Origin of the sequence: Micromonospora rhizosphaerae, assembly GCF_900091465.1 — a bacterium.
In the GTDB taxonomy this organism is placed as follows: Bacteria; Actinomycetota; Actinomycetes; order Mycobacteriales; family Micromonosporaceae; genus Micromonospora; species Micromonospora rhizosphaerae.
Window position 1 is genome coordinate 6,942,383 of the sequence record NZ_FMHV01000002.1, and the last position, 22,991, is coordinate 6,965,373.

Genomic DNA, 22,991 nt, shown 5'->3' on the forward strand with positions numbered 1-22,991 from the left:
CGTGGCTGCCAGTGCCGCTTCCCGAGGCCTCCACGCATCGACAAGGAGGTGTGTTGAAGTGAAGATTCCTTCGCTGTCGCGCCGAAGCCAACCGGTGCCGACCCAGGACGTGAACGGCGACGGACGCGTCGACGGGCGCGACGGGACCGCCACGATGGGCCCCGTCGAGCGCCCGGCCGGGCGGCCCGTGGTCACCGGCCGCGACGAGGACCCGACGACGTACCAGAGCACCGCGACCGACGGCGACCGCGCAGGGCACGCGGAGCGCCGGGCCGCCGACGGGGCCGGGACGGCGTACGCCGCCACCGGCCGGCCCTGGGCCGCGGACAGCCCGCGCACCGGGACGGTCGACCCGGATCCCAGTCGGGAGCGGACCGTCGACCTGAATACGGACGGCACGGTGGAGGAGCCGGTGCCGGTCGACCGGGAGCGCGCCGACGTCGACCGGCGGGTCGAGCCGATGGCCGTCGGTCCGAGGCCGCGGGCCAGCCTGCTCGCCACCCTCGGCCTGATCGCCTCCGTCGCGGGTGCGCTCTTCGTGCTGACCGGCACCCTCGCCGGGTACGGCATCGGGCTCGGCGCGGTCGGCGCGGTCCTCGCCGTGCTCGGCCTGATCGCCACCCGCCGCCGGCACGTGGCCGGCAAGACCGACGCGCTGCTCGGCATCCTGCTCGGCCTCGGCGCCGTGGTGCTGGGCGTGGTCGCCCTCACCGGGCAGTTCGGCTGGCCGACCACCGACGGGGACTGGGTGGGCCGGTTCCGGGAGTGGCTCGACTCACAGTTTGCGAACCTGCTCTGACGGGCACTGTCCGGCCCGCCGGCGGTGCGCCGGCACGCCCGATCAGCTCTGGTGGTTCACCAGCCGGGCACATCCTCTTTCGGGGGCGGCGATTCGCCGCCCCCGAAGGGGTTTCCCCCGCCTGATTCGGTCACGACATCAGCTCCAAAGGCTGCCCACCGCACCTGCTTGCCCGCCGCACCCGGCCGCCCGCGCGATCATGGTCACCCACCACGCCGCGACCACGCGGACCGCCGGGAATGCAACGATCCGCCGCAGGTTCGGCATCAGACGCAACGATCCGACGCCGGACGCAACTTCTGGCGGTGGATGTCGTCGGCCCGCGCCGCATACCGTTGGACAACGGCGCCAGCCCGTGGGCCGACCGTGGCCGGGCGCGCCCGACCCCTGGGAGCAGGACAATGACGATGGACGCCAGCAGCCAGCGCTTTCTGATGTGCCGGCCGACGTACTTCGCCGTGGACTACGCGATCAACCCGTGGATGGACCCGACCGCGCCGGTCGACGCCGACCTGGCGATCCGGCAGTGGGAGCAGCTCCGCCAGACGTACGTCGACCTCGGCCACGAGGTCGAGCTGATCGACCCGGTCCCCGGCCTGCCGGACATGGTCTTCGCCGCGAACGGCGGCACGGTGATCGACGGCAAGGCGATGGCGGTGCAGTTCCGCGACCCGCAGCGCGCCGACGAGGCCCCCGCCTACCGCGCCTGGTTCGAGGCCGCCGGCTTCGAGATGTACGACCCGAAGCACATCAACGAGGGCGAGGGCGACGTCCTGCTGGTCGGTGACTTCCTGCTGGCCGGCACCGGCTTCCGCACCGCGCACGCCTCGCACGCGCAGCTGCAGGAGGTCTTCGGCTACCCGGTGATCACCATGCAGCTCGTGGACCCGCGCTTCTACCACCTGGACACCGCGCTCACCGTGCTCGACGAGCGGACCGTGGCGTACCTGCCGGAGGCGTTCTCGCCCGGCAGCCGCGCGGTGCTGCGCCGGCTCTTCCCGGATGCGATCCACGCCACCATGGCCGACGCCGAGGTGCTGGGGCTGAACGCGGTCAGCGACGGCAAGCACGTGGTGCTGCCCGCCCAGGCCACCGACCTGGCCGCCAAGCTGCGCGACCGGGGCTACGAGACCATCGGGATCGACCTGTCCGAGCTGCGCAAGGCCGGCGGGGGACCGAAGTGCTGCACGTTGCGACTCCGTCAGGGAAAGGCAGGCAAGTGATCGTCGACGACATGCTGCGGACGCCGGGGGCGGTCCGGGACGCTGAACGCTGGACGGCGCACAACTACCACCCGCTGCCCGTGGTGATCTCCTCCGCCGAGGGCTGCTGGCTGACCGACGTGGACGGCCGCCGCTACCTGGACTGCCTGGCCGGCTACTCGGCGCTGAACTTCGGCCACCGGCACCCGAAGCTGATCGAGGCGGCGCACGCGCAGCTCGACCGGCTCACCCTGACCAGCCGGGCGTTCATCCACGACCAGTTCGCCGACTTCTGCCGCGAGCTCGCCAAGCTCTGCGGCAAAGACCTGGTCCTGCCGATGAACACCGGCGCCGAGGCGGTCGAGACCGGCATCAAGGTGGCCCGCAAGTGGGGCTACCAGGTCAAGGGCGTGACCCCCGGCCAGGCGAACATCGTGGTGGCGGAGGGCAACTTCCACGGCCGGACGACCACCATCGTCAGCTTCTCCACCGACGAGGACGCCCGCGCCGACTTCGGGCCGTACACTCCGGGCTTCACCGTGGTCCCCTACGGTGACCTGGACGCGCTGACCGCGGCGATCGACGAGAACACGGTCGCCGTGCTGCTCGAGCCGATCCAGGGCGAGCAGGGCGTCGTGGTGCCGCCGGAGGGCTACCTGCCGGGCGTCCGCCGGGTCTGCACCGAGCGCAACGTGCTCTTCATCGCCGACGAGATCCAGTCCGGCCTGGGCCGGACCGGCGCGACCTTCGCCTGCGACCTGGCGGGCGTCACGCCGGACATGTACCTGCTGGGCAAGGCGCTCGGCGGCGGCATCGTGCCGGTCTCCGCGGTCGCCGCGGACGCCGACGTGCTGGGCGTGCTCAAGCCCGGCCAGCACGGCTCCACCTTCGGCGGCAACCCGCTGGCCTGCGCGGTGGCCACCGAGGTGGTCCGGCTGCTGGCCACCGGCGAGTTCCAGCAGCGCTCGGCCGAACTGGGCGAGCGGCTGCACGGCGGCCTCCAGTCGCTGGTCGGCAAGGGCCTGGTCGCCGTCCGGGGCCGCGGCCTCTGGGCCGGCCTGGACATCGACCCGGCGCTGATGACCGGCCGGCAGGCCTGCGAGCGGCTCATGGAGCACGGGATCCTGGCCAAGGACACCCACGGCTCGACCATCCGGCTGGCCCCGCCGCTGGTGATCACCGAGGAGGAGATCGACCACCTCCTGGCCCAGCTCGCCGCCGTGCTGGCCGGCTGATCTCTGCGTACGGCCGAAGGGCGCCGGGACCCGCGGTCCCGGCGCCCTTCGCCGTCCCCGCCGCGTGGCGGGCGTCCGGGAGCCGTCAGGGCCGGGGGAGGCGCATGGTCATGGTGGGGGCCTCGGCCATCACCGAGGTGGGGGTGAAGGGGGCGCCGCTGGGGAGTTCGTCGGCGCGACCGATCTGCACCCCGGGGTAGAGCTCGACGATGTCGCCCTCGCTCAGCACCCGGGACTGCTTCGGGGCGAGCGGGACCCGGTCCGGCTCCGCCATCGAGCCGCTGGGGCGGATGCCCGAGCCGTTGGTGCTCGTGTCGGTCACCACGACCTCGCCCACCCGCAGCTCGAACTGGACGTGGCTGCGGCTGATCCAGCGCCGGGCCTCGTCGTTGAGCCACTGACCGAGCATGATCCCCTCGGACTGCTCCGGCGCCCGTCCGACCGGCACCGGCTGGGTCTCGGTGAGCACGAACCGGCGCCGGACCAGCCCGCCGATCCGCACCGCCAGCACCTCGGTACGCGGCCGCGGCCCGGTGTCGCCGAGCCGGGTGCCGTGCCGGGGACAGACCGGCACGCCGCCCCGGAGACTGGGTGGCGGCTGCCCGGCCGGGGCTCGGTCCGCCCGGGCCAGGTCGGCGAAGGCCCCACCGCCCCCACCGCCGCCGAAGAGCGCGCAGCCCGGTTCGGGGCAGCGCCACTGCCGGGCGAGCAGCTTCGCGCCGACCGGTGACCGCGTACCAATGGTCGGGCTCTGCCCGCCGCCGACATGTGCGATGAAGACCGGGCCACCGGCGCCGGGCACCGGGGCGAGGACGCGGCCGGCCTGCCCGAGCCACGGGTAGCGGCCGCCCAGCCCGTCGAAGCGGACCCGGCTGAGCACCGGCAGCCCGAGCAGGTCCGCGACCTCCAGCATCCGGTCCCCGGGGTTGTCGAGCACCTCCACCAGGCCGTCGTCGGCCCAGCGGCGGACCACCATCCGCTCGTTGGAGGTCAGGTCGGCGTCGGAGAGCAGGGCCCGGTGCACGATCGCGTAGACCGGAACGCTGTCCTCCTCCAACTGCCGCGACAGGGCGTCGATCACCATGCCGAGCCGGAGGAGGCTGCCCGGGCGGCCGCCGTCGAGATCCTGCCAACGAATCACCTCGGCCAGGTCCACGACGGCCCGGGCCAGCGAGGGGTCGGTGCAGACCCGGCCCTCGATCGCGTCCAGCACCTTGCTGATCTCGAATCTCATCGGGCGCTCCGGACGATGTCATCGATCCGCCGAGCCAGCTCCAGGTCACGGTGGGTGACCCCACCGGCCGAATGGGTGACGCAGCGGAAGGTCAAGGTCCGCCACCGGATGTCGATGTCGGGATGGTGGTCGAGTTCCTCGGCCGCCGCGGCGACCCGGTCGACCACCGCGATGGCGTCCGGGAAGCTGCCCAGCTCGACGGTACGGCTGATCCCGGCCGGATCGCCCGACCAGTCCGCCAGCCCGCCCAGCTCGTCTCGCACCGCCTCCGCGGTGAGCACGTCTGCCATGCGACGACCCTACCGGTGCGCTCTCCCGGGGGCTCGGTCCGCCACGTCCCTGAGCAGCGGGGGGGCCCAGAGAGCGGCCACCGCACGGGGCGCAGCGGCGCGGCGTCAACCCATCCGGCCGACCGCGGCCCGCAGTCGGGCCAGGTCCCGCCGGCGCCGCTCGTAGGTGGCGGCCAGCCCGATCAGCGCCAGTCCGCCGAGGGCGAGGAAGATCCACCGGGGCAGCAGGTCCCAGCCGCGGACCAGCTCGTGCAGCGCGAGCGGAACCAGCGCGGCCGCGCCGAGCAGGACCGGCGCCTGCCAGCGCCGGACCGCGCCGACAAGCACCGCGACGAGCGCGGCGACGCCGAGCGCCAGCCGCCGCCACGGCTGCGGGTCCGGTGCCACCAGCACCGACACCAGGCTGGGCAGCAGCGCCGCGCCGAGCCCCGGCCCGAACGCCAGCCAGCTGTTCAGGCCCGGCCGGGTACGCAGCGCGACCAGGCCCGCGGCGAGGGCGAGGCCGGCCGCCGGCACCGTGTACGCCTCCAGCAGCACCACCCCGCCGGCGGCCAGCAGCAGCCACGCGCCGAGCAGTTCGCTGCCGCCCGCGATGCCGGCGAAGACCCACCGCCGGGACGTCGACTCACCCCGCCGCAGCACCCGCAGCGCCACGGCCGCACCCCAAAGGACGGAGACCGCCGCCGCGTGCCGCAGCGCGCCATCGGTCAGCAGCAGCGCCACCAGGGCCACGGCCTGGGCCGCCGCCTCCATCGCCACGCCGACCGCAGGCTCGCGGGCGGCCAGCACGGGCGCCGCGAACAGGACGAGCGCCCCCACCGCCAACACCGCGAAGGCCGCGGTCCGCAGCGGCAGCCCGCCGGCCAGCGACGCGGTCACCGCGAAGCTGGCCGCCGTCAGCACCGTCACCAGCCAGCCGACGAGCCGGGTGCCGGATTCCCGCCCGGCCGCCCCGACGACCGCCCCGGCCACCACCAGCGCGCCCAGGCCGGCGAGCGTCCCGGCCCGGGTGGCGACCAGGCCGCCCAGCCCCGGTCCCGCCAGCACCAGCCCCACCGCCGCCGCGACGGGCGTCAGCGGCGAACGCGACGCGGCGACCGCGGCGGCCAGCAGCGCGGCCACCCCGGCGCCGAAGGCGGCGGCCGGCACCAGCGGCCAGGGCGCGCCGGCCGCCACCAGCAGCACCGGCAGCGCGACCGCGGCGAACGGCAGCGCGGCCAGCACAGGCAGCATCCCCCGCCCGCCGCGCGCCATCACGGCGTACGCGGTCGCGGCCACTGCCAGCACCAACAGCGCCGACCCGGTGGGGAGGGCACCCGGCACCCGCTCGACCGGGGGGATCCCGGACCAGGGCCGGACGGGCAGGCCGGCCAGCACCCGGAGGGAGACCGGCGCGGCGGTGAACACGGCGACCACCACCAGCCCGGCAGCGACCCACCGCAGCGCGACGCCCGGCCGCACTCTCCCGCCGGCCAGGACCGCCAGCAGCGCGGCAAGCGCGGCGTAGAGCGCCACCGGCTCCGCGCCCGGTACGACCAGCGGCCCGATGCCGACCAGCGCGAGGGCGACAGCGAGCCCGGTCGAGGCGTACCCGTGCAGGTCCGGCCAGTATCGACGGACGGCGAGCGACCCGGCCGCCAGCAGCCCGGCGGCGGCGAACGCGGCCCGGGCCTGCCACCACGGCGGCGACCCGGCGGCGATCAGCCCGACCGCCGCACCGGCCGGTACGGCCAGCAGCGCCGCCACCAACGCCACCCCGGCGACGACCGGCTGGACGCCAACGCCCCGCCGGCCCTGGGCCGCCACGGCGAGACCGACGACCGCCGCGACGGCGAGTGCCGCCCCCGCACCGGCCGGATCGGCCAGCCCCACCAGCAACGCGTGGCCGAGCAGGGCGGCCCCGGCGACGGCCGGGGCCAGCACCGCCGGGTACCGCCGATGCGGTCGGACCACCGCGGCCAGCAGCAGCGCCGACGCCGACAGCAGATCCGCCGCCACCACCACCGGCCATCCGGTGGGCGCGATCGCCGGGGCGGCCAGGACGGCCAGCGCGCCGCCCGCCACGGCGACGACCGGCCAGGCGGGCCGGGGCAGCAGCAGCGCCACCGCCCCGGTGGTCAGCAGCACCGCGACCGGCAGTTGCCAGCCCCAGTGCAGCGTCGGGCCGGCCGGGGCGCCCTGCCAGGGCGGCACCGACCGGACGACCGCGGCGCCGGCGAGGACGGCGACGGTCACCGTGACGAACTGGGCCAGTCCCCCGGCGACCACCAGCGCCCCGACCCGGGGCCCGGTACGCAGCCGCTCCGGCAGCGCCCGGACCGCCCCGGCCAGGACGGCCACCACCAACCCGGCCGACACCAGCAGCAGCCCGGGACGCAGCACGGCGACCGGCCGGAGCAGCGCGGTGGCGAGCACCGGCACCAGCAACCCGGCGGCGACCATCCGATGTGTCCGGCCCCCGGCCAGCAGCGCGCCGCACAGCAGCGCCAGCGCCACCAGCACCAGCGGGCCGCCGGCCAGCAGGGGCGTACCGGCCGCCCGTCCCCGGGCCAGCGGCACCAGCGCGTACCCGGCCGCGATCGCCAGCGCGACCCCGTGGCCGACCCAGCCGAGCACCCGCCCGGCGACCACCGCCGCGGACACCCCCGGCGCGGCGACCGGTCCCCCGCCGGCCGCCGCTCCCCCGATCGGCCGGGCGGGATCCGCCGGCCCCGCACCGGCCACCCCGCCCCGGTTCCGCAGGGCGACCACCACCGCGAGGTCACCCAGCGCCACCCCGGTGAACACCACGGCCCAACCGGCCGCCGACGGCCGGGCCTCGATCGCGAGCATCGGCAGCACCGGCTGCCCGGCCAGCAGCGCCGCGAACCACGGCACGGTCAGCCGGCTGAGCCGGGCGTACCCGGCGGCGGCCAGCGCGGTGAGCCCCACGACCATCGCGGCGTACCGGGTCCTCGGCCAGCCGGCCACCCCGAACAGGTCCACGGTCCAGGCGGCGTACCCGTCGAGGAGCACCAGCAGCAGCCCCACCGCGGCGAACGTCTCGGCGGTGCCGCGCAGCCCGCGCCGGGCGGCGATCAGCGGCACGGCCAGCGCGAGCGCGGTGAACGCGGCCAGGATCAGCGCCCGACCGGCCACCCCGACGGCCGCCCAGGCGACAGCGGTGAAGACCACCGCCGCGGTGCCGAGGAGCAGCCCGCCGAGGACGAAGAGCAGACCCTGCACGGTCCGGGTCGAGGTCTCCGGTCGACCCGGGATGACCTGCGCCGCGGGCACGATCGGCGGCGCGGGGCGGGACGGGGCCGGCGGCACCGAGCCTGGCGCCGGGATCTCGGCGCGGATCAGGACCACCAGCTCCGCCCGGCGCTGCCGGGTCACCTGGAGCCGATCCAGCAGGTCCTGGTACCTCCGTCGCGCCCGCTCCAGCTCCGCCCCCAGCGACACGATCTCCTGGTCCAGCCGGACCACCTCGGCTGCGGGCGGGTAGGGCGGGCGACCGCAGCCGGGGCAGCCGGAGGCAAGGTCGGCGGGAGCGCCGCAGCCGGGACAGGGGTAGCCGGTGTTCTCCACGCGGCCAGCATCGTGGCCGGACGGCCGGCCGCCAAGAGTGCGCGTACCTAGGGACGGGTGTGCTCGTGCAGCCAGGCCGAGTAGTCGGGGTTGGCGCTCTCCACCCGGGTCACCAGGATCTCCGGCACCTCGTACGGGTGGTTGGCGCGGAGCTGGTCGACCAGGGCGGCCACCCGGTCGGGCGCGGTCTTGAACTGCACCGGCCACTCGGCCGTGGTCTCCATCGCCGACTTCCACCAGTAGGTGCTGTCCACCTGCCCGCCGACCCGGGCGCACGCCGCCAGCCGCCCGGCCACGGCCGTGGCCGCCAGCACGTCCGCGACGGAGCGCGCGTCCACCATCGTCGTCACCACGCAGATCTGCTCCACGAGCGCACCCTACGCGGAATCCCCACCCATCCGGTCGACTCCGGCCGGCGGGTCAGCGGGTGGCGACGCCGTCCCGGTTGGCCGCGATCCACTCGTCGATCCGGGTCCACCAGTCGAAGAGCCATTCGATGCGCTTTTGCCTGTCGGCGGGGACCTCCTCCGGCGGGACCGACCAGAACCGCATCACGATCCGCTTGTCCATCGGCAGCTCCCGCCAGACGTCGGTCACGGTCAGCATCCGGTCCAGCCCGGTGTGTGCCACGAAGATCACGCCAGCGTCCGGGGCGGCGTCGAGGGCGGCGAGCAGTCCGCCGGGCTGCGGAGCCAGCACGTGCTGCATCCGCTCCGCGCGCCGCGCCATCCGTTCCAGCCCGAGCGCGCGCAGCCGGGCGATGGCCCGCAGCCGCCGGCGCGGGGTGAAGTTGCCGCCCTCCGGAAAGATCACGAACGCGTCGTCGTCGTCCAGGTCGGACGCGAGGTGGCCGATCTGCGCGATCACCGACTCCCGACCGTCCGGCCCGGGTGCGATGAAGCGGTTGGGCAGCCGGTTCAGCATCACGTCGATCGCCGGGTCCCACTGCAGGCTCTCCTTGAGCACGATCCGGGGCTCCCGGTGGAACCAGTTCACCAGCGCGTGGATCAGGATGAACGAGTCACCGGGCCCCGCGTGCCGGCAGAGCACCAGCTCCGGCCGGCCGGGCAGCGCGGTGTCCGGGTCCGCGCCGATCACGTCGATGCGCAGCCGCAGCGTCCACCGGGCCTGCCAGAACAGCACCCGGAGGAACCACCCGGCCAACCGGTAGTGCGCCCGCTGGAACGCCGGTGACCGCTTGCGGGTTCCGAACCCGGAGGCCACCCAGAGGGCGAAGAGGGCGAGCAGCGCGGCCGCGTCCCAGACCAGGTAGACCGCGCCGATCCAGAGCAGACGCAGCGGTCGGAGCCGGCCGGGCACCAGCGGCGAGCCGGCCAGCGCGAGCAGCGCCCAGACCGGCAGTGTGGTCAGCAGCGCCGCCGCGAGCAGCACCACGCCGGGAGCCAGCAGCAACCGGCGCACCCACCGCGGCGGCAACGGCATCAGCGGTCCAGCTGTTGGGTCGCGAGGTAGTGCCGGGAGGCGGTGTACGCGCGGCTGATCCGCCGCCCCACCGCCGCCATGTCCCGGTACGCCCATGGGCTGTCGTCGCGCGGACTCCCGCCCCCGGTGGGCAGCACGTGCACCTCCACCTCGTCGGGCAGGGCCGCCATCTCCCGGGCGAACCGGTGCCGCCGGGCGATCTCGAAGGCGACCTGGGCGATCTCCCAGGGCCGCCGGGGCGGGCTCAGCTCCCGCTCGATCCGCCCCACCTGCAGCACGAAGATTCTCGTCGCGCCGGCCGCGACCGCCTCGCCGATCGGGATGGAGTTGACGATCCCGCCGTCAACGTAGTGCTGGCCGTCGATCTCGGTCGGTGGCAGCAGCCCCGGCACCGAGGCGGAGGCGAGCACCGCCGGCACCAGCGGTCCGCGGTGGAACCAGTGCTCGGCGGCCCGCTCGATGTGCGCCGCGCAGCAGCGGAACGGCACCTTCAGGTCGGCGAAGGTGGTCTCCTCGCCCAGCTCGCTCTCGAGCAGCCGGCGCAACGGCCGGGGCGAGTGCAGGTGGGTACGGGCGGCGAAACGGCGCAGCTGCCGGGCCACCGAGTCGCCGTACACCTCGCTCGCCTCGGGGGAGGCCCAGAGCCGGACCAGTCGGTCGGTGACCGCCTCGGACGGGTCAGCCGCGACCAGGGCGCCGTTGACCGCCCCGATCGAGGTGCCGAGCACCATGTCCGGCCGGATCCGGGCCCGGAACAGGGCACGGAGCATGCCCACCTCGACCGCGCCGAGCACTCCCCCGCCGCCGAGCACGAACGCCACCGGACCGCCAACCATGGCGTTCATCCTGGCACGCGCCCCGAAAGGGTCCCGGCGAGCCACTCGGCCACCCGTCCACCGTCACCCCTGCGACATGGGCCGTCGCGCTCCGCGATCGGCAACGCACGCTCGAAGCGGCCGGCGCGAGCCGGCCGCCGTGGGTAGCTGAACCGTCAGCGGGCCGCGGCCCGGACCGTCTCCCGCACGCCCGCCTGGCCGGCGCCGGTGAGGAAGCGCCGGAACACCTCCGCGTAGCCGCTGGCCATCCGCTCGGCGGAGAAGTCCTCCCCGACGTGCGCCACGCAGTCGGCCGGGTCCAGCCGAGTCGACTCGCGCAGCGCGGCCGGCAGCTCGTCGACGCTGTCGCAGATCAGCCCGGTCACCCCTTGACGGACCAGTTCCGGAACCGCGCCGCGGCGCAGCGCCACCACCGGCGTACCGGTCGCCATCGCCTCCACCATCACCATGCCGAACGGCTCGTCCCATTGGACCGGCATGATCAGACAGCGGGCGTCCAGGAGCAGTCGCAGTGCCGCGTCCCGGCCGGCGTTCAGCACCAGGGTCACGTCCTCGTCCAGCATCGGCTCGACGACCTGCTCGAAGTAGCGGCGCTCGGCGGGCTCGTTGCACTTGCCGGCCATGATCAGCGGCAGGCCGGCCGCCCGGCAGGCCCGGATGGCGACGTCGGGGCCCTTGTCCGGGCTGAATCGGGCCAGCCAGAGCACCGGCCCGGGAGTGGGCCTCGTCTTGCGGGGGATGCCCTCCAACGGCATCGCGTTGTGCACGGTGCCGACCCAGGGCAGCTGCGGGTTCAGGCGGCGTTGGGCATGCGAGATGGCCACCAGGCCGACCCCGTGGTCGGTGTCGCTGAGCACGTCGCCGTACTCCCCCACCGGGTTGCCGTGCACGGTGGCCACGGTGGGCACCGCCCGCCGGCCGGCGACCAACGGGCCGATGGTGGTGTGGTCATGGATGACGTCGAAGTCGGCGGCGGTCACCAGGTGCTGGATCCGGGCCACGTGGGCCAGTTCGGGCAACGACTCGCCGAGGCGTTCGTACTGGAGGTCGGGCTCGGTGGAGACGAAGTCGGCGGCGGTCCCGTGGTCGTGACCAGCACCGAAGAGGGTCACGGCGTGGCCCTGCCGGACCAGGGCGTCCACCAGCCCGGCCACCAGGTGCTCCAGGCCGCCGTATCCGGCCGGCGGCACCGGGAGCCACGGTGGCACCACCATCGCGATCCGGAGCGGCCCTTCCCGCGCTCGATCCGACGGCAGGTAGTTCACGGCCACGAGTCCTCCCCGCTGGTGCCCGGTGACTGTGCTCCGCGGCGCTTTCCCGGCGCCTTCGGCGGTAAACGACGGGCGGTGCTCACCCGGCCACGACGAGCTGGTCGTGCACCTCGCACACGCCCGGGGTCGCCCAGGCGGCGCGCTCCGCCTCGTTCCGCTGCCACCAGGAGCGGACCACCCCGCGGAGCACCACCGTGTCCCCGCTCACCTGGATGTCGATCCGTTCGGTGCCGGTCCGCCGGATCAGCGCCCGTTGCAGCTCACGGCGGGTCTGCTCGGCACTGGACGGGGCCGGCGGGCGGACCTCCACCAGGTTGGTGATCCCGCGTACGCCCCGCAGCCGGCGCAGCTCCCGTTCGGCGGTACGCCGCTGGAAGCCGTACTCCACCTCGCCGCGGAGCATCACCCAACCGTTGGCGACGGTGACGTCCAACCGCTCGGCCGGCACGAAGCTGTCCCATTCCAGCGCCCGGCTGGCCGCGATCGCGATCTCCGCGTCGGTGCGCTCCTCGGCGGCCGGCAAACGCACCTCGATGTCGCTGGCGACCGCCCGGACCCCGCCTACCCGGTGCGCGCATTTCTCCGCGGCCCACTTGCGGGCGTACAGGTCCACCCATCCGGTCAGCGTGACCACGCCGTCGGAGACGGTCACGCCGATCTCGTTCGGCTGCACCTGGGGGTCCCAGACGAGCTCGTCCAGCACGTCGCGCTGGATTTCCTGATCGGTGCGGACGGCGGCTGCGGTGGTCATGACGTCCCCTCCCCGTGAGTTTCCTGCATCGAGGGTGCCGCCGGAGCGGGTGAGCCGGGCTCACCCGCTGAGGGTGAGCCCGGAACGGAAGAAGGCGGCGGGCGCCGGAACCAACCCCCTTGGCTCCGTCGCCCGCCGCCTGGGAGGAGGCAGGTCCGTGTCTGTTATGACGTCTCGGCCAGCGTCACGGTTGCCGTCTCGGTCGAACCGTTCCGCTTGAACTGCACCTCGACCCGGTCGCCCACCTTGCCGGACTGGACGGCCCCCACCAGGTCGTTGGAGTCGTTGATCACCTTGTCACCGAACCTGGTGATCACGTCACCCCGCTGGAGTCCCGCCTTCTCGGCGGGGCTGCCCGGGGTGACCGCGGCGATCAGCGCCCCGCCGTCCTCGGCGGCGTTGACGCTGACCCCGAGGGAGGGGTGGCTCACCTTCTCGCCGCGCTGGAGCTTCTCGGCGACGTCCTTGGCCTTGTTGCTCGGGATGGCGAAGCCGACGCCGATGTTGCCGTTGCTGCCCTGCCCGGCGGTGGCGATCGCGGTGTTGATGCCGATCACCTCGCCCCGGGTGTTGACCAGGGCGCCGCCGGAGTTGCCGGGGTTGATCGGCGCGTCGGTCTGGAGCAGGCCGGAGATCGAGCTGGCGCCCTGCCGCGGGTCCTGCTGCTGGCCACCCTCGCCGGCCTGGATGGTGCGGTCCCGGGCGCTGAGGATGCCGGCCGTGACCGAGCCCTGGAGGCCGAGCGGGCTGCCCAGGGCGAGCACCTGGTCGCCGACCTGCATGGCGTCGCTGTCGCCGAACTTCGCCGCCTTGAGGCCGCTCACCCCGCTGGCCTTGACCACCGCCAGGTCGGTCTTGGGATCGGTCCCGACGATCTTCGCCTGGGCGCTCTTGCCGTCGGCGAAGACCACCCTGACCGTGTCGCCGCTGGCGGAGGCCACCACGTGGTTGTTGGTCAGCACGAAACCGTCGGCGCTGAGGATCACCCCGGAGCCCTCACCGTTGTCCGTGATGATCGAGACGACGCTGTCCTGGACGGACGCGGCAATCTTGGGCAGGTCCGCGCTGTTGAGCACGGGGGCCGCCGAGTAGGTGCGGGTGACACCGCCCGAGCCGCCGTCGACAGCGAGGGCGAGCGCGCCGCCGGCCACGCCGGAGCCGAACATCAGCGCCAGCACCAGGGCGCCCGCGCCGACGAACTTGGCCGCCCGGCCAGGGCGCGCGGCCGGCGCCTGGGCCCACGGCGGGACCGGCTGGCCGGCGTGGTGCGGCTGGTACCCCTGGTACGGCGGGACCGCCCCGCCGGGGTGCGGCTGGTAGGCCGTCCCGCCCTGGTGTGCCCCGGCGGTCCAGCCGGTCTGCTGCGGCCCGGCGTACCAGGGGGCGCCCGGGTGCTGCCCGCCCGGCTGCGGCTGCCCCGACCCGGGGTACGGCGGGGCGGACGGGGTGACCGTCTGCGGTGCGTACGGCCCGGCGGGGTGGGTGCCGGGAGCCGGCGCGTCGGCGCGGCCCGCGTCGGGGGCGGTGGGCGTGGTGTCCGGAGCGGCGAGGGCTCCGGCCGCCGGGGAATCGGCCGGAGCCGGCGCGGCGGCCGGGGTGTCGGGAGCGGTGTCGGACTGCCCGCGCTGGGCGGGGGGCAGCTCGGCGGTGGGCTCGGCGTCGGCCGCAGCCGGCGACCGCTGCGGGTCGGTCTCGTACTCGGTCATGGATCCACCTTCTCCCCTGGCACTGCGATCGGCCTGGAACCCGCCTGGAAGTTGGCTGAAAGTCACTCGGTCTCGCTCGGCGTCTCGGGCAGCAGCGGCAGCCGGACCCGGAAGGTGGCCCCGCCGCCGGGGGTCTCGGCGACCTCCACGGTGCCGTGGTGGGCCGTCACCAGCGCCGCGACGATGGCCAGCCCCAGCCCCGTGCTGATGACCCCGCCGGCCCGCCGGGTCCGCGCCGGGTCCGCCCGGTAGAACCGCTCGAAGACCCGCTCGGCCTGCTCCGGGGTCAACCCGGGACCGGTGTCCGCCACCTCCACCACGGCCAGGTTGCCCGGCTCGGCACGCAGCCGCAGGGTCACCGAGGCGTCCGGCGGGGTGTGGGTGAGCGCGTTGGTCATCAGGTTGCCGATCACCTGCCGGAGCCGGGCGTCGTCGCCGTGCACCACCAGTTGGCCGGCGCCCGGCTCGATCTCCAGCTCGATCCTGCGCTCCGGGGCGACCGCCCGGGCCGCCTGCACCGCGTCGCCGGCCAGCACCGGCAGCTCCACCGGCGCCAGCGCCAACGGCCGTTCCCGGTCCAACCGGGCGAGCAGCAGCAGGTCCTCCACCAGCAACCCCATCCGGGCCGCCTCGTCCTCGATCCGGCGGAGCAGGCCGGCGGTCTGCTCCGGGGCGCGGGCCGCGCCCTGCCGGTAGAGCTCGGCGAAGCCCCGAATCGTGGTCAGCGGCGTGCGCAGCTCGTGCGAGGCGTCCGCGACGAACTGCCGCATCCGCTCCTCGGACCGCTTGGCCCGGGCCTCGGACGCCTGCGCCGACGCGGCCGCGTCGCGCGCGCTGACCTCGGCGCTGCGCGCCGCTGCCTCGGAGGTGGCCCGGGCGGTGAACGCCGCCTCGATCTGGGTGAGCATCGCGTTCAGCGCCCGGGACAACCGGCCCAGCTCGGAGGTGGGGCAGGCGCGCCCCTCCTCCGGATCGGGCACCCGCCGGGTCAGGTCGCCGCCGGCGATCGCGGCCGCTGTGCGCTCGATCTCCACCAGTGGCTTGAGGCTGGTACGCACGATCGCCGCACCGACCGACGCGAGCAGGATCAGCACCGCCCCGCCGACCAGCAGGTCGATCCAGACAAGCTGCTTGACCGCCAGGTCGACGTCGGTGAGGTGCTGCCCGATGGCCAGCACTCGGCCGTCCGGCAGCTCGCGGTAGAGCATCCGCCACCGTCCACCGCGGTCCACGGCGCGGACGCTGAAGGGCTGGCCCTCGCGGTCACGAAAGCCCGTCAGGTCTGCCGGGATCGGCGGAAGGTCGTCCGCGGCCAGGTTCGGGTCGTAAAAGAGGATCCGCGTCTGCTCGGGGTCGGCCAGCGCGACGAAGTAGTCGGTGGGCACCGTCGCCCGGGCCCGACCCGCCTCCAGATCAGGCAGTACCTTGCCGATCGACCCGCTCGCCGACTGCAGCTCTCCGTCCACCTGTCCGATCAGATAGCTGCGCAGGAAGAAGGCCGTCAGCAGGCTGATCACGACCAGCGCGGCGGCGACCAGCGCCAGGACCGAGGCGACCAGCTTGATCCGGAGCGGGACGCTGCGCAGCCGCCCCTTCACCTGTTGGACGGGATTCACGCTGCCGGCTTGCGCAGCACGTAGCCGACCCCGCGCAGGGTGTGGATCAGCCGGGGTTCGGTGTTGTCGACCTTGCGCCGCAGGTAGGAGATGTAGGACTCGACGATGTTGTCGTCGCCCCGGAAGTCGTAGTTCCAGACGTGGTCGAGGATCTGCGCCTTGGAGAGCACCCGGTTGGCGTTCAACATCAGGTAACGCAGGAGCTTGAACTCCGTCGGCGAGAGCTGCACCCGCTGACCGGCCCGGTGCACCTCGTGGGTCTCCTCGTCCAGCTCCAGGTCGGCGAAGGTGAGCCGGGACGGCGCCTGCTCGCCCGTCGCGGTACGCCGCAGCACGGCCCGGATCCGGGCGGTCAGCTCCTCCAGGCTGAACGGCTTGGTGACGTAGTCGTCGCCGCCCAGGGTCAGCCCGCGGATCTTGTCGTCGGTGGCGTCCCGGGCGGTCAGGAACACCACCGGGGTACGCGTACCGCCCTCGCGGAGCATCCGGATGACCTCGAAGCCGTCCAGGTCGGGCAGCATCACGTCGAGCACCACCAGATCCGGCCGGTGGTCCTTGGCGGCGTTCAGCGCCGCGCTGCCGCTGGTCGCGGTGGCCACGTCGAAGCCCGCGAAGCGCAGGCTCGCGGAGAGCAGTTCGAGGATGTTGGGATCGTCCTCGACGACGAGCAGTCGCGCCTCGGTCTGGGTAGCCACCATGAGGCCCATCATCCGCGCTGTGGCTGCGGCTCCGCTGGGCGGTTCCTGGAAACAACCTGTGAGCCTGGTCGTCGGCCCCTCCCGGGGCGCCGGCGTCAGCGGAGCAGTCGGCGCAGCCCGTCGAGCGCCCCGTCCAGCACCCGGATCGCGGTACGCAACTGGGTGTCGCTGAGGCGGCCGGCCCGGACCAGCGCGCCGACCTCGACGGTGAACTCGGCCAGCCGCTGGTCGAACTCGGCGAGCAGGGGCGACTCCGCGCTCCGCGGGGCACCGTTGGCGCGCGGCCGGGTGGGCGGCGGCGGCTCCCACCGGGTCCGTCGGGTCTGCCGGGCCGCCTCGCGCAGCTCGCGCTTGAGGTCGCGCACCGAGCCGCGTACCTCGGTCTGGATCTCACCGGCCAGTGCGGAGAGGTCCTCGACGGAGGCGCTGATGTCGGATTCCAGGGTGGCCAGCTCGTCGGCGCGCTGCCGCAGCTCGGCCCGGCCCGCCTCGGTGATCTCGTACACCTTGCGGCCGCCGGCGGCGGTGTGGGTGACCAGCCCCTCGGCCTCCAGCCGTTGCAGCCGGGGGTAGATGGTGCCGGCGCTCGGCGCGTACAGGCCGAGGAAGCGGTCCTCCAGCAGCCGGATCAGCTCGTAGCCGTGCTTCGGGCCGTCGTCGAGGAGCTTGAGCAGGTAGAGCCGGAGCCGCCCGTGACTGAACACGGCGGTCACGGCAGCTCCTCCTCGTCCTCGTCGTCGACCGGGCGGGCGAGCAGCGCGATGCTGCCCGAGGTCGCGGACGCCCAGAGCTTACCCTCGCCCGCGCCCAGAACGCCGTGGCTGTCCTTGACCGCAGCGAGCCCGGCGTCGCCGCGTACCTGCGGGAAGCCGCTGGTGATCCGGCCGGAGGTGGTGTGCAGGTGGACGGCGAGGTCACTGTCCTCGCGAACCCGCACGGTGATGCTGCCGGAGATGGCGCTGAGCCGGATCTCGCTGCGCCGGGGGTTGTCCAGATCGCAGGTGATCGCCCCGGAGACGGTGTGCGCCTGCACCCGGTCGGCCGCGCTCTCGGCCAGGATCACCTCGCCGGAGACCGCCTCCAGGGTCAGGTCGCCGGCCACCCCGAGCGCCTCCACCGGACCAGAGATGATCTTCGCGGCGGTCCGGCCGCGCAGCCCCATCAGGGTGATCTGCCCGGAGGTGACGTCGACCCGGGTGTCCCGGCGCAGTCCGGAGGTGACCAGCGAGCCGTCGATCAGGCGCAGGTCGGCCAGCACGTCGGCCGGGACGGCGATGGAGACCTCGGCCCGGAACCGGCGGCCGAGCTGGCCGAGCCACCAGAGGAACCCCGGCCATCGGGGGTGCCGCTCGTGGCCGACCTGCAGGCGCCCGTCCCGGTGCTCCACGATGACCGGCCGCCGGCTCACCCGGGTGACGTCGACCCGGGCCGGGCCGTCGGTGCCGACCACGTTGAGCCGCCCGGTGATCAGCCGTACGTCGAGCCGGGTGACCGGCCCCTCCAGGGTGAGCCGTTGCGGGCTGTCGACCGTCCAGCTGGCCATGATGTCCTCCCCTCGGCGACGCGCCGGCCCACGGCACGTCGAGCAACGGGGAGAGCATAACGCGATACATCGCGACTGAACAAGACTGTCGCGTGTCGCCGATCCGTCAGGCGGCCCGACGAAGCTCCTCCCCCTCGGCCCGCCAGGGGGGCAGCGCGACGGGCCGCGCCGGCGCACCGGCCACCGGCACGGACCGCACGCCGACGCTGGCCGGCACCCGGCGCGGCCCCGCCGGGAGCAGGTGGACCGCCGACTCGGCGACCCGCGCGAGCGGCCGACGATCGGCGCCGGCCCCCGGATGCAGCGCCGAGGCGACCGCGATCCGGGCCGTCAGATCCCGGGCGGCGAGCACGCGGCGCACCGACTCCCACAGGGTCTCGTCGCCGACGAAGGCGGCCGCCGTCGTGTCGGAGTCGGTGCCGGCGTACCGGTAACCGATCCGCAGCGGCACCACCGGCGCCCCCGCGTCGATCGCCGCCTGGAACATGGCCGGCCGGAACCCCCGGCCGGGCCGGCAGTCCGCCGCCTCGCCGCACCACGTCGTACCCTCCGGAAAGACGGCGACCGGGTGACCGGCGCGCAGCGCGGCGGCGACCCGGCCCACCGTGGCCGGCAGGTCCCGCGGCCGCGACCGGTCGACGAAGACCGTGCCCGCCGCGGCGGCCAGCAGGCCGACCAGCGGCCAGCCGCGCACCTCGCGCTTGGCCAGCATCCGGGCCGGCGCGACCGCCAGCACCGCCAGCACGTCCAGCCAGGAGAGGTGGTTGGCGACCAACAGGGCACGCCGGCGCGGCAGCCGACCCCGGATCACCAGCCGCACGCCCAGCGCCCGGAGCGTCCCGCGAGCCCAGCCGCGCACCGCGGCGTCCCGCTCCCGCGGGGGCAGCACCGGCACCAGCGCGGCCAGACCGACCCCGACGACGAGCATGCTGAGTACGGCCACCAGCCGACCCGCCCGCCGCAGGGCCGGCACCGCGGGCTCGGCGGGCACCGGCAGGCAGTCCGGACCGCAGCCGGAGGCGGGCCGCCAGAGGTCGCCGCCGCTCACCGCTGCTCACCGCCGAGGAAGTGCCGCAGGTAGCGGGGGTTCATCCGGTCCAGCGAGAAGAGCACGTAGAAGTCGGCCACCCCGAAGTCCGGGTCGTACGCCGGCTCGCCGCAGACCCAGGCGCCGAGCCGCAGGTACCCGCGCAGCAGCGGCGGGACCAGCGCGCGGCGCTCGGCCGACGGGAGGGTGCCCGGGTCGGCGGCCGCCGGCACCTCGGCGAACCACGGGCGCAGCGGGCGGACCCGCAGCGGCGGCGGGGCCAGGTGCCGGGCGGTGACCTGTGCCCAGACCTCGGCCGCGGCGGTCCCGCCGTCGGCCACCGGCACCGAGGCGCAGCCGCCGAGCCAGCGCGACCCGCGCAGGTGCAGGTAGCGGGTGATGCCGACCCACATCAGGTTGATCACCGCGCCGGAACGGTGGTCCGGGTGCACGCAGGACCGCCCGGCCTCCACCAGGTCGTCGCGGAGCGGATCGAGCGCGGTCAGGTCGAACTCGCCCTCGGCGTACCGGCGATCGGTACGCCCGGGCGGTAGCAGCCGGTAGGTGCCGACCACCTCGCCGGTGCGCTCCTCCCGGACGATCAGGTGGTCGCAGTGGGCGTCGAAGCCGTCGGTGTCCAGTCCGGCGGCGCCCGGGTGCAGCGTCGCCCCGAGTTCGGTGGCGAACACCTCGTGGCGCAGACGTTGAGCGGCCGCGACCAGGGTGGGGTCGTCGGCGATCAGCAGGGTGTATCCGCTGGTCGTCAGGGGTGCGCCAGCGGCGTGCAGAACGGCCATGGGTATCTGTGTAGGTGCCCCGGGTTGCCGGCTGCGGGGGCGCGGGGTGTCGATCCGGTGAACGGCGGCCGGCGGCCGGGGCCCCGCGCTCCACCTGCCCCGCATCGCCCGCCGGCCGGCACCGGCCAGGTGCCGACACCGCGGACCGACGTGCGAGGCTGCCGGGGCGGACCCGGCGACGCGGCCGGGGCCGGACCACGCCTCGGAGGACGTAGATGATCATCGAGTCGCGCTTCAACGGACCGCCCGGCTCGGGCAACGGCGGCTGGAGCGCCGGGGTGTTCGCGGCGGCGCTCGGCGACCGCGGCCCGGTCGAGGTGACCCTGCGTAAGCCGCCGCCGTTGGAGACCCCGCTCGCCGCCGTCGATGGGGAGATCCGCGATCCCGAGGGACAGGTCGTGGCCCAGGTACGCGGGGTCGAGCCGTTCACCGCTGTGGTCCCGCCGGTGGACCGGCCGACGGCCGAGGCCGCCGCGAAGGCGTACCCCGGACTGGTCGACCACCCCTTCCCCGGCTGCTACGTCTGCGGCCCGGAGAACCCGCAGGGGCTGCGGATCTTCCCCGGCCGGCTGCCGGACGGGCGGACCGGGGCGCCATTCCGGGCGCCGGAGCGGGTGGTGCCGGCGACGGTCTGGGCCGCGCTGGACTGCCCCGGCGGCTGGGCGGTGATCGCCCCCGGCCGCCCGTACGTCCTCGGCCGGATCGCCACGGTGGTCGCGGCGCTGCCGAAGCCGGGCGACGAGTGCGTGGTGACCGGCGCGATGGTGGGCGCCGAGGGTCGCAAGGCGCTGGTCCACTCCAGCCTCTACGGCCCGACCGGGGACCTGCTCGGCTACGCCCGGGCGACCTGGATCGCGCTGCCGCCGGGCTGATCCCTCATCCCTGCGGATGATCACCTCCTGCCCGAGGCGGAGGCGCGCCTACGGACCTCGCCTGATTGACCGGCTTGCCCGGCCTTGCCACGCTGTCCGTCGGCGCCTCCGCAACGGCGTCCCCACCGGCGCGTCCCCGTGCCGCGGCAGGAGAGGAGAACGATGTCCGACGGGCAGTGGAGCCCCAGCGCCGGGACCGGCCAGATCGTGGTGTCCGGACTGACCAAGCAGTACAAGAACGTCCGGGCGGTCGACAATCTGTCCTTCACCGTCGAGCCGGGGCGGGTGACCGGCTTCCTCGGCCCCAACGGCGCCGGCAAGACGACCACCCTGCGCATGCTGCTCAACCTGGTGACCCCGACCGCCGGTGCGGCGACCATCGGCGGCCACCGGTACGCCGATCTGACCGCCCCGCTGCGCTCGGTCGGCGCGGTGCTGGAGGCGTCCAGCGCGCACAAGGGCCGCACCGGCCTCAACCACCTGCGGGTGATCTGCGCGGCGGCGGGCCTGCCCCGCCGGCGGGCCGACGAGGCGCTCGCGCTGGTCGGGCTCACCCCGGCGGCGAGGCGCAAGTTCAAGGGCTACTCGCTGGGCATGAAGCAGCGACTCGGCATCGCCGCCGCGATGCTCGGCAATCCGCAGGTGCTGATCCTCGACGAGCCGGCGAACGGCCTCGACCCGGAGGGCATCCGGTGGATGCGCGGCTTCCTCAAGGGGCTGGCCGCCGAGGGCCGGACCGTGCTGGTCTCCAGCCACCTGCTGTCGGAGATGCAGCTGCTGGCCGACGACGTGGTGATCATCGCGGCCGGCCGGCTGGTCCAACAGGGGCCGGTCGACCAGGTGATCGGCTCGATGGCCCACGGCTCCCGGGTGCGGGTCCGCACCCCGCAGGCGGACGAGCTGGTCGCCGCGCTGCGCGAGCAGGCGGCCACCGTGGACACCGCCGAGCACGGCACGCTGCTGGTCGGCGGGGTGGACGCCCCGACCGTCGGCCGGATCGCCCTCGCCGCCAAGGTGGAGCTGCACGAGCTGACCACGGAACGGCCCGACCTGGAACGGGTCTTCCTTGAACTGACGGCCGGAAAGGCGGACATCCGATGAACCTGGTCCGATCCGAGCTGCTCAAGATCCGTACGACCAACACCTGGTGGCTCTTCGGCATCGGCGCGCTGGTCACCCTGGCGCTGGCGTTCCTGGTGAACGCGGTGAACGCGAACTTCAGCCTGAGTGGCGGACAGGATCTGGAGGGCGTACCGGCGGACCAGGCCGAGCAGATCCGGGCGACCGCGAACGAGGTCTACCAGGCGGCGAACCTGTTCACCTCGGGGCAGTACTTCGGGCTGCTCTTCGTGCTGCTGCTCGGCATCCTCGTGGTGACCAACGAGTTCTACCACCAGACCGCGACCACCACCTTCCTCACCACGCCGCGGCGCACGCTGGTGGTCCTCGCGAAGCTGGTCACGGCGGCGCTGTTCGGCGCGCTGCTCTGGCTGGTCACCACCCTGCTGACCGTGCCGGCGACGCTCATCTACTTCGGTGTCCAGGGCTGGGACGCCCACCTCGGGTCGTGGGACGTGACCCGGGCGATCCTGCTCAACCTGCTCGCGTACGTGCTCTGGGGCATCTTCGGCGTCGGCTTCGGCGTGCTGATCCGCAGTCAGATCGGCGCGACCATCACGGCGGTGGTGCTCTACCTGGTCGGCACGACCGCGGCGAACCTGGTCTTCTTCCTGCTCCAGCAGTGGCTGGGCTGGGACTGGATCAGCAAGCTGGCGGTGATCGTTCCGTCCACCGCCTCGTCCCTGATGATCAGCGGGACGGAACTGCCCGGCAGCCCGCCCCAGTGGGTGGGCGCCGCGGTGCTCATCGGGTATGCGGCGGTGACCGGCGCGGTCGGCACGATGATCATGCGGCGGCGCGACATCGCCTGAGCGCGACCCTTGAGCGGCCCCGGGCCGGTGACCGGACGTCACCGGCCCGGGGCCGTTCGTCGTCCCACAGGAGCCGACGGGACACGCCGCGTTTGCCGAACTTCTGGCATCTTTTGTGAAACGGACCACCAGGCGGAGGCGAGAATGCCTGCGCCATCCGTACGGCGTAG

At 74.5% G+C, this 22,991-nt stretch carries 21 protein-coding genes; 6 read left to right on the plus strand and 15 right to left on the minus strand.

Features of this window, described 5'->3' with window-relative positions:
- Positions 1–58: 58 nt before the first annotated feature.
- The 3 genes from GA0070624_RS32650 (at position 59) to rocD (ending at position 3,236) form a co-directional block, all read left to right on the plus strand.
- Positions 59–799, plus strand: a complete 741-nt coding sequence (locus tag GA0070624_RS32650) for a thrombospondin (RefSeq protein ID WP_245719093.1) — start codon at positions 59–61, stop codon at positions 797–799.
- 407 nt (positions 800–1,206) lie between these two features.
- Positions 1,207–2,022: a dimethylargininase gene (gene ddaH / locus GA0070624_RS32655; protein ID WP_176732084.1), complete on the plus strand. Its 816-nt coding sequence runs from the start codon at positions 1,207–1,209 to the stop codon at positions 2,020–2,022.
- Positions 2,022–3,236 (plus strand): ornithine--oxo-acid transaminase, encoded by a 1,215-nt coding sequence (gene rocD / locus GA0070624_RS32660; protein WP_176732085.1) that lies wholly within the window; start codon positions 2,022–2,024, stop codon positions 3,234–3,236. The genes ddaH and rocD overlap by 1 nt, the downstream gene beginning before the upstream one ends.
- Positions 3,237–3,321: 85 nt before the next feature.
- On the opposite strand, the gene GA0070624_RS32665 is transcribed toward rocD, so the two are convergent.
- The 15 genes from GA0070624_RS32665 to GA0070624_RS32730 all read right to left on the minus strand — a co-directional run bounded on the left by GA0070624_RS32665 (position 3,322) and on the right by GA0070624_RS32730 (position 20,018).
- Positions 3,322–4,470, minus strand: coding sequence for an FHA domain-containing protein (locus GA0070624_RS32665; RefSeq protein ID WP_176731955.1), 1,149 nt, complete (start codon positions 4,468–4,470; stop codon positions 3,322–3,324).
- Complete coding sequence (locus tag GA0070624_RS35150) at positions 4,467–4,760, minus strand: 4a-hydroxytetrahydrobiopterin dehydratase (RefSeq protein ID WP_176731956.1); 294 nt, start codon at positions 4,758–4,760, stop codon at positions 4,467–4,469. The genes GA0070624_RS32665 and GA0070624_RS35150 overlap by 4 nt, the downstream gene beginning before the upstream one ends.
- A gap of 105 nt (positions 4,761–4,865) precedes the next feature.
- Complete coding sequence (locus tag GA0070624_RS32670; protein ID WP_091347395.1) at positions 4,866–8,330, minus strand: SCO7613 C-terminal domain-containing membrane protein; 3,465 nt, start codon at positions 8,328–8,330, stop codon at positions 4,866–4,868.
- A gap of 47 nt (positions 8,331–8,377) precedes the next feature.
- Positions 8,378–8,698 (minus strand): divalent-cation tolerance protein CutA, encoded by a 321-nt coding sequence (cutA, locus tag GA0070624_RS32675; RefSeq protein WP_091347397.1) that lies wholly within the window; start codon positions 8,696–8,698, stop codon positions 8,378–8,380.
- Positions 8,699–8,750: 52 nt separating this feature from the next.
- Positions 8,751–9,773 (minus strand): 1-acyl-sn-glycerol-3-phosphate acyltransferase, encoded by a 1,023-nt coding sequence (locus tag GA0070624_RS32680; RefSeq protein WP_091347399.1) that lies wholly within the window; start codon positions 9,771–9,773, stop codon positions 8,751–8,753.
- Complete coding sequence (locus GA0070624_RS32685; protein ID WP_091347401.1) at positions 9,773–10,609, minus strand: patatin-like phospholipase family protein; 837 nt, start codon at positions 10,607–10,609, stop codon at positions 9,773–9,775. Before GA0070624_RS32685 ends, GA0070624_RS32680 begins: the two co-directional genes overlap by 1 nt.
- 155 nt (positions 10,610–10,764) lie before the next feature.
- Positions 10,765–11,823, minus strand: a complete 1,059-nt coding sequence (locus GA0070624_RS32690) for a glycosyltransferase family 4 protein (protein WP_091350330.1) — start codon at positions 11,821–11,823, stop codon at positions 10,765–10,767.
- 136 nt (positions 11,824–11,959) lie between these two features.
- Positions 11,960–12,631 (minus strand): BON domain-containing protein, encoded by a 672-nt coding sequence (locus tag GA0070624_RS32695; RefSeq protein ID WP_091347403.1) that lies wholly within the window; start codon positions 12,629–12,631, stop codon positions 11,960–11,962.
- A gap of 164 nt (positions 12,632–12,795) precedes the next feature.
- Positions 12,796–14,337 (minus strand): S1C family serine protease, encoded by a 1,542-nt coding sequence (locus GA0070624_RS32700; RefSeq protein WP_091347405.1) that lies wholly within the window; start codon positions 14,335–14,337, stop codon positions 12,796–12,798.
- A 62-nt stretch (positions 14,338–14,399) separates the two neighbouring features.
- On the minus strand, positions 14,400–15,953 hold the full coding sequence (locus tag GA0070624_RS32705) for a sensor histidine kinase (RefSeq protein WP_091347407.1): 1,554 nt from the start codon (positions 15,951–15,953) through the stop codon (positions 14,400–14,402).
- Entirely contained in the window at positions 15,950–16,651 is a 702-nt protein-coding gene (locus GA0070624_RS32710) for a response regulator transcription factor (RefSeq protein ID WP_073834697.1), read from the minus strand. The genes GA0070624_RS32705 and GA0070624_RS32710 overlap by 4 nt, the downstream gene beginning before the upstream one ends.
- 95 nt (positions 16,652–16,746) lie before the next feature.
- Positions 16,747–17,364, minus strand: coding sequence for a PadR family transcriptional regulator (locus tag GA0070624_RS32715; RefSeq protein WP_091347408.1), 618 nt, complete (start codon positions 17,362–17,364; stop codon positions 16,747–16,749).
- Positions 17,361–18,194, minus strand: a complete 834-nt coding sequence (locus GA0070624_RS32720) for a DUF4097 family beta strand repeat-containing protein (RefSeq protein ID WP_091347410.1) — start codon at positions 18,192–18,194, stop codon at positions 17,361–17,363. Before GA0070624_RS32720 ends, GA0070624_RS32715 begins: the two co-directional genes overlap by 4 nt.
- 106 nt (positions 18,195–18,300) lie before the next feature.
- Complete coding sequence (locus GA0070624_RS32725) at positions 18,301–19,242, minus strand: lysophospholipid acyltransferase family protein (protein WP_091347411.1); 942 nt, start codon at positions 19,240–19,242, stop codon at positions 18,301–18,303.
- Positions 19,239–20,018, minus strand: coding sequence for a GNAT family N-acetyltransferase (locus GA0070624_RS32730; RefSeq protein WP_091347413.1), 780 nt, complete (start codon positions 20,016–20,018; stop codon positions 19,239–19,241). The genes GA0070624_RS32725 and GA0070624_RS32730 overlap by 4 nt, the downstream gene beginning before the upstream one ends.
- A gap of 215 nt (positions 20,019–20,233) precedes the next feature.
- Between GA0070624_RS32730 and GA0070624_RS32735 the strand changes: the two genes are divergently transcribed.
- The 3 genes from GA0070624_RS32735 to GA0070624_RS32745 all read left to right on the plus strand — a co-directional run bounded on the left by GA0070624_RS32735 (position 20,234) and on the right by GA0070624_RS32745 (position 22,821).
- Positions 20,234–20,890: a hypothetical protein gene (locus tag GA0070624_RS32735; RefSeq protein WP_091347415.1), complete on the plus strand. Its 657-nt coding sequence runs from the start codon at positions 20,234–20,236 to the stop codon at positions 20,888–20,890.
- A 162-nt stretch (positions 20,891–21,052) separates the two neighbouring features.
- The gene (locus GA0070624_RS32740) at positions 21,053–21,991 is read left to right on the plus strand and encodes an ABC transporter ATP-binding protein (protein WP_091347417.1); all 939 of its coding nucleotides are present in this window, start codon (positions 21,053–21,055) and stop codon (positions 21,989–21,991) included.
- A complete protein-coding gene (locus GA0070624_RS32745) occupies positions 21,988–22,821 on the plus strand; it encodes an ABC transporter permease subunit (protein WP_091347419.1) in 834 nt (277 codons plus the stop codon). Before GA0070624_RS32740 ends, GA0070624_RS32745 begins: the two co-directional genes overlap by 4 nt.
- Positions 22,822–22,991 lie beyond the last annotated feature (170 nt).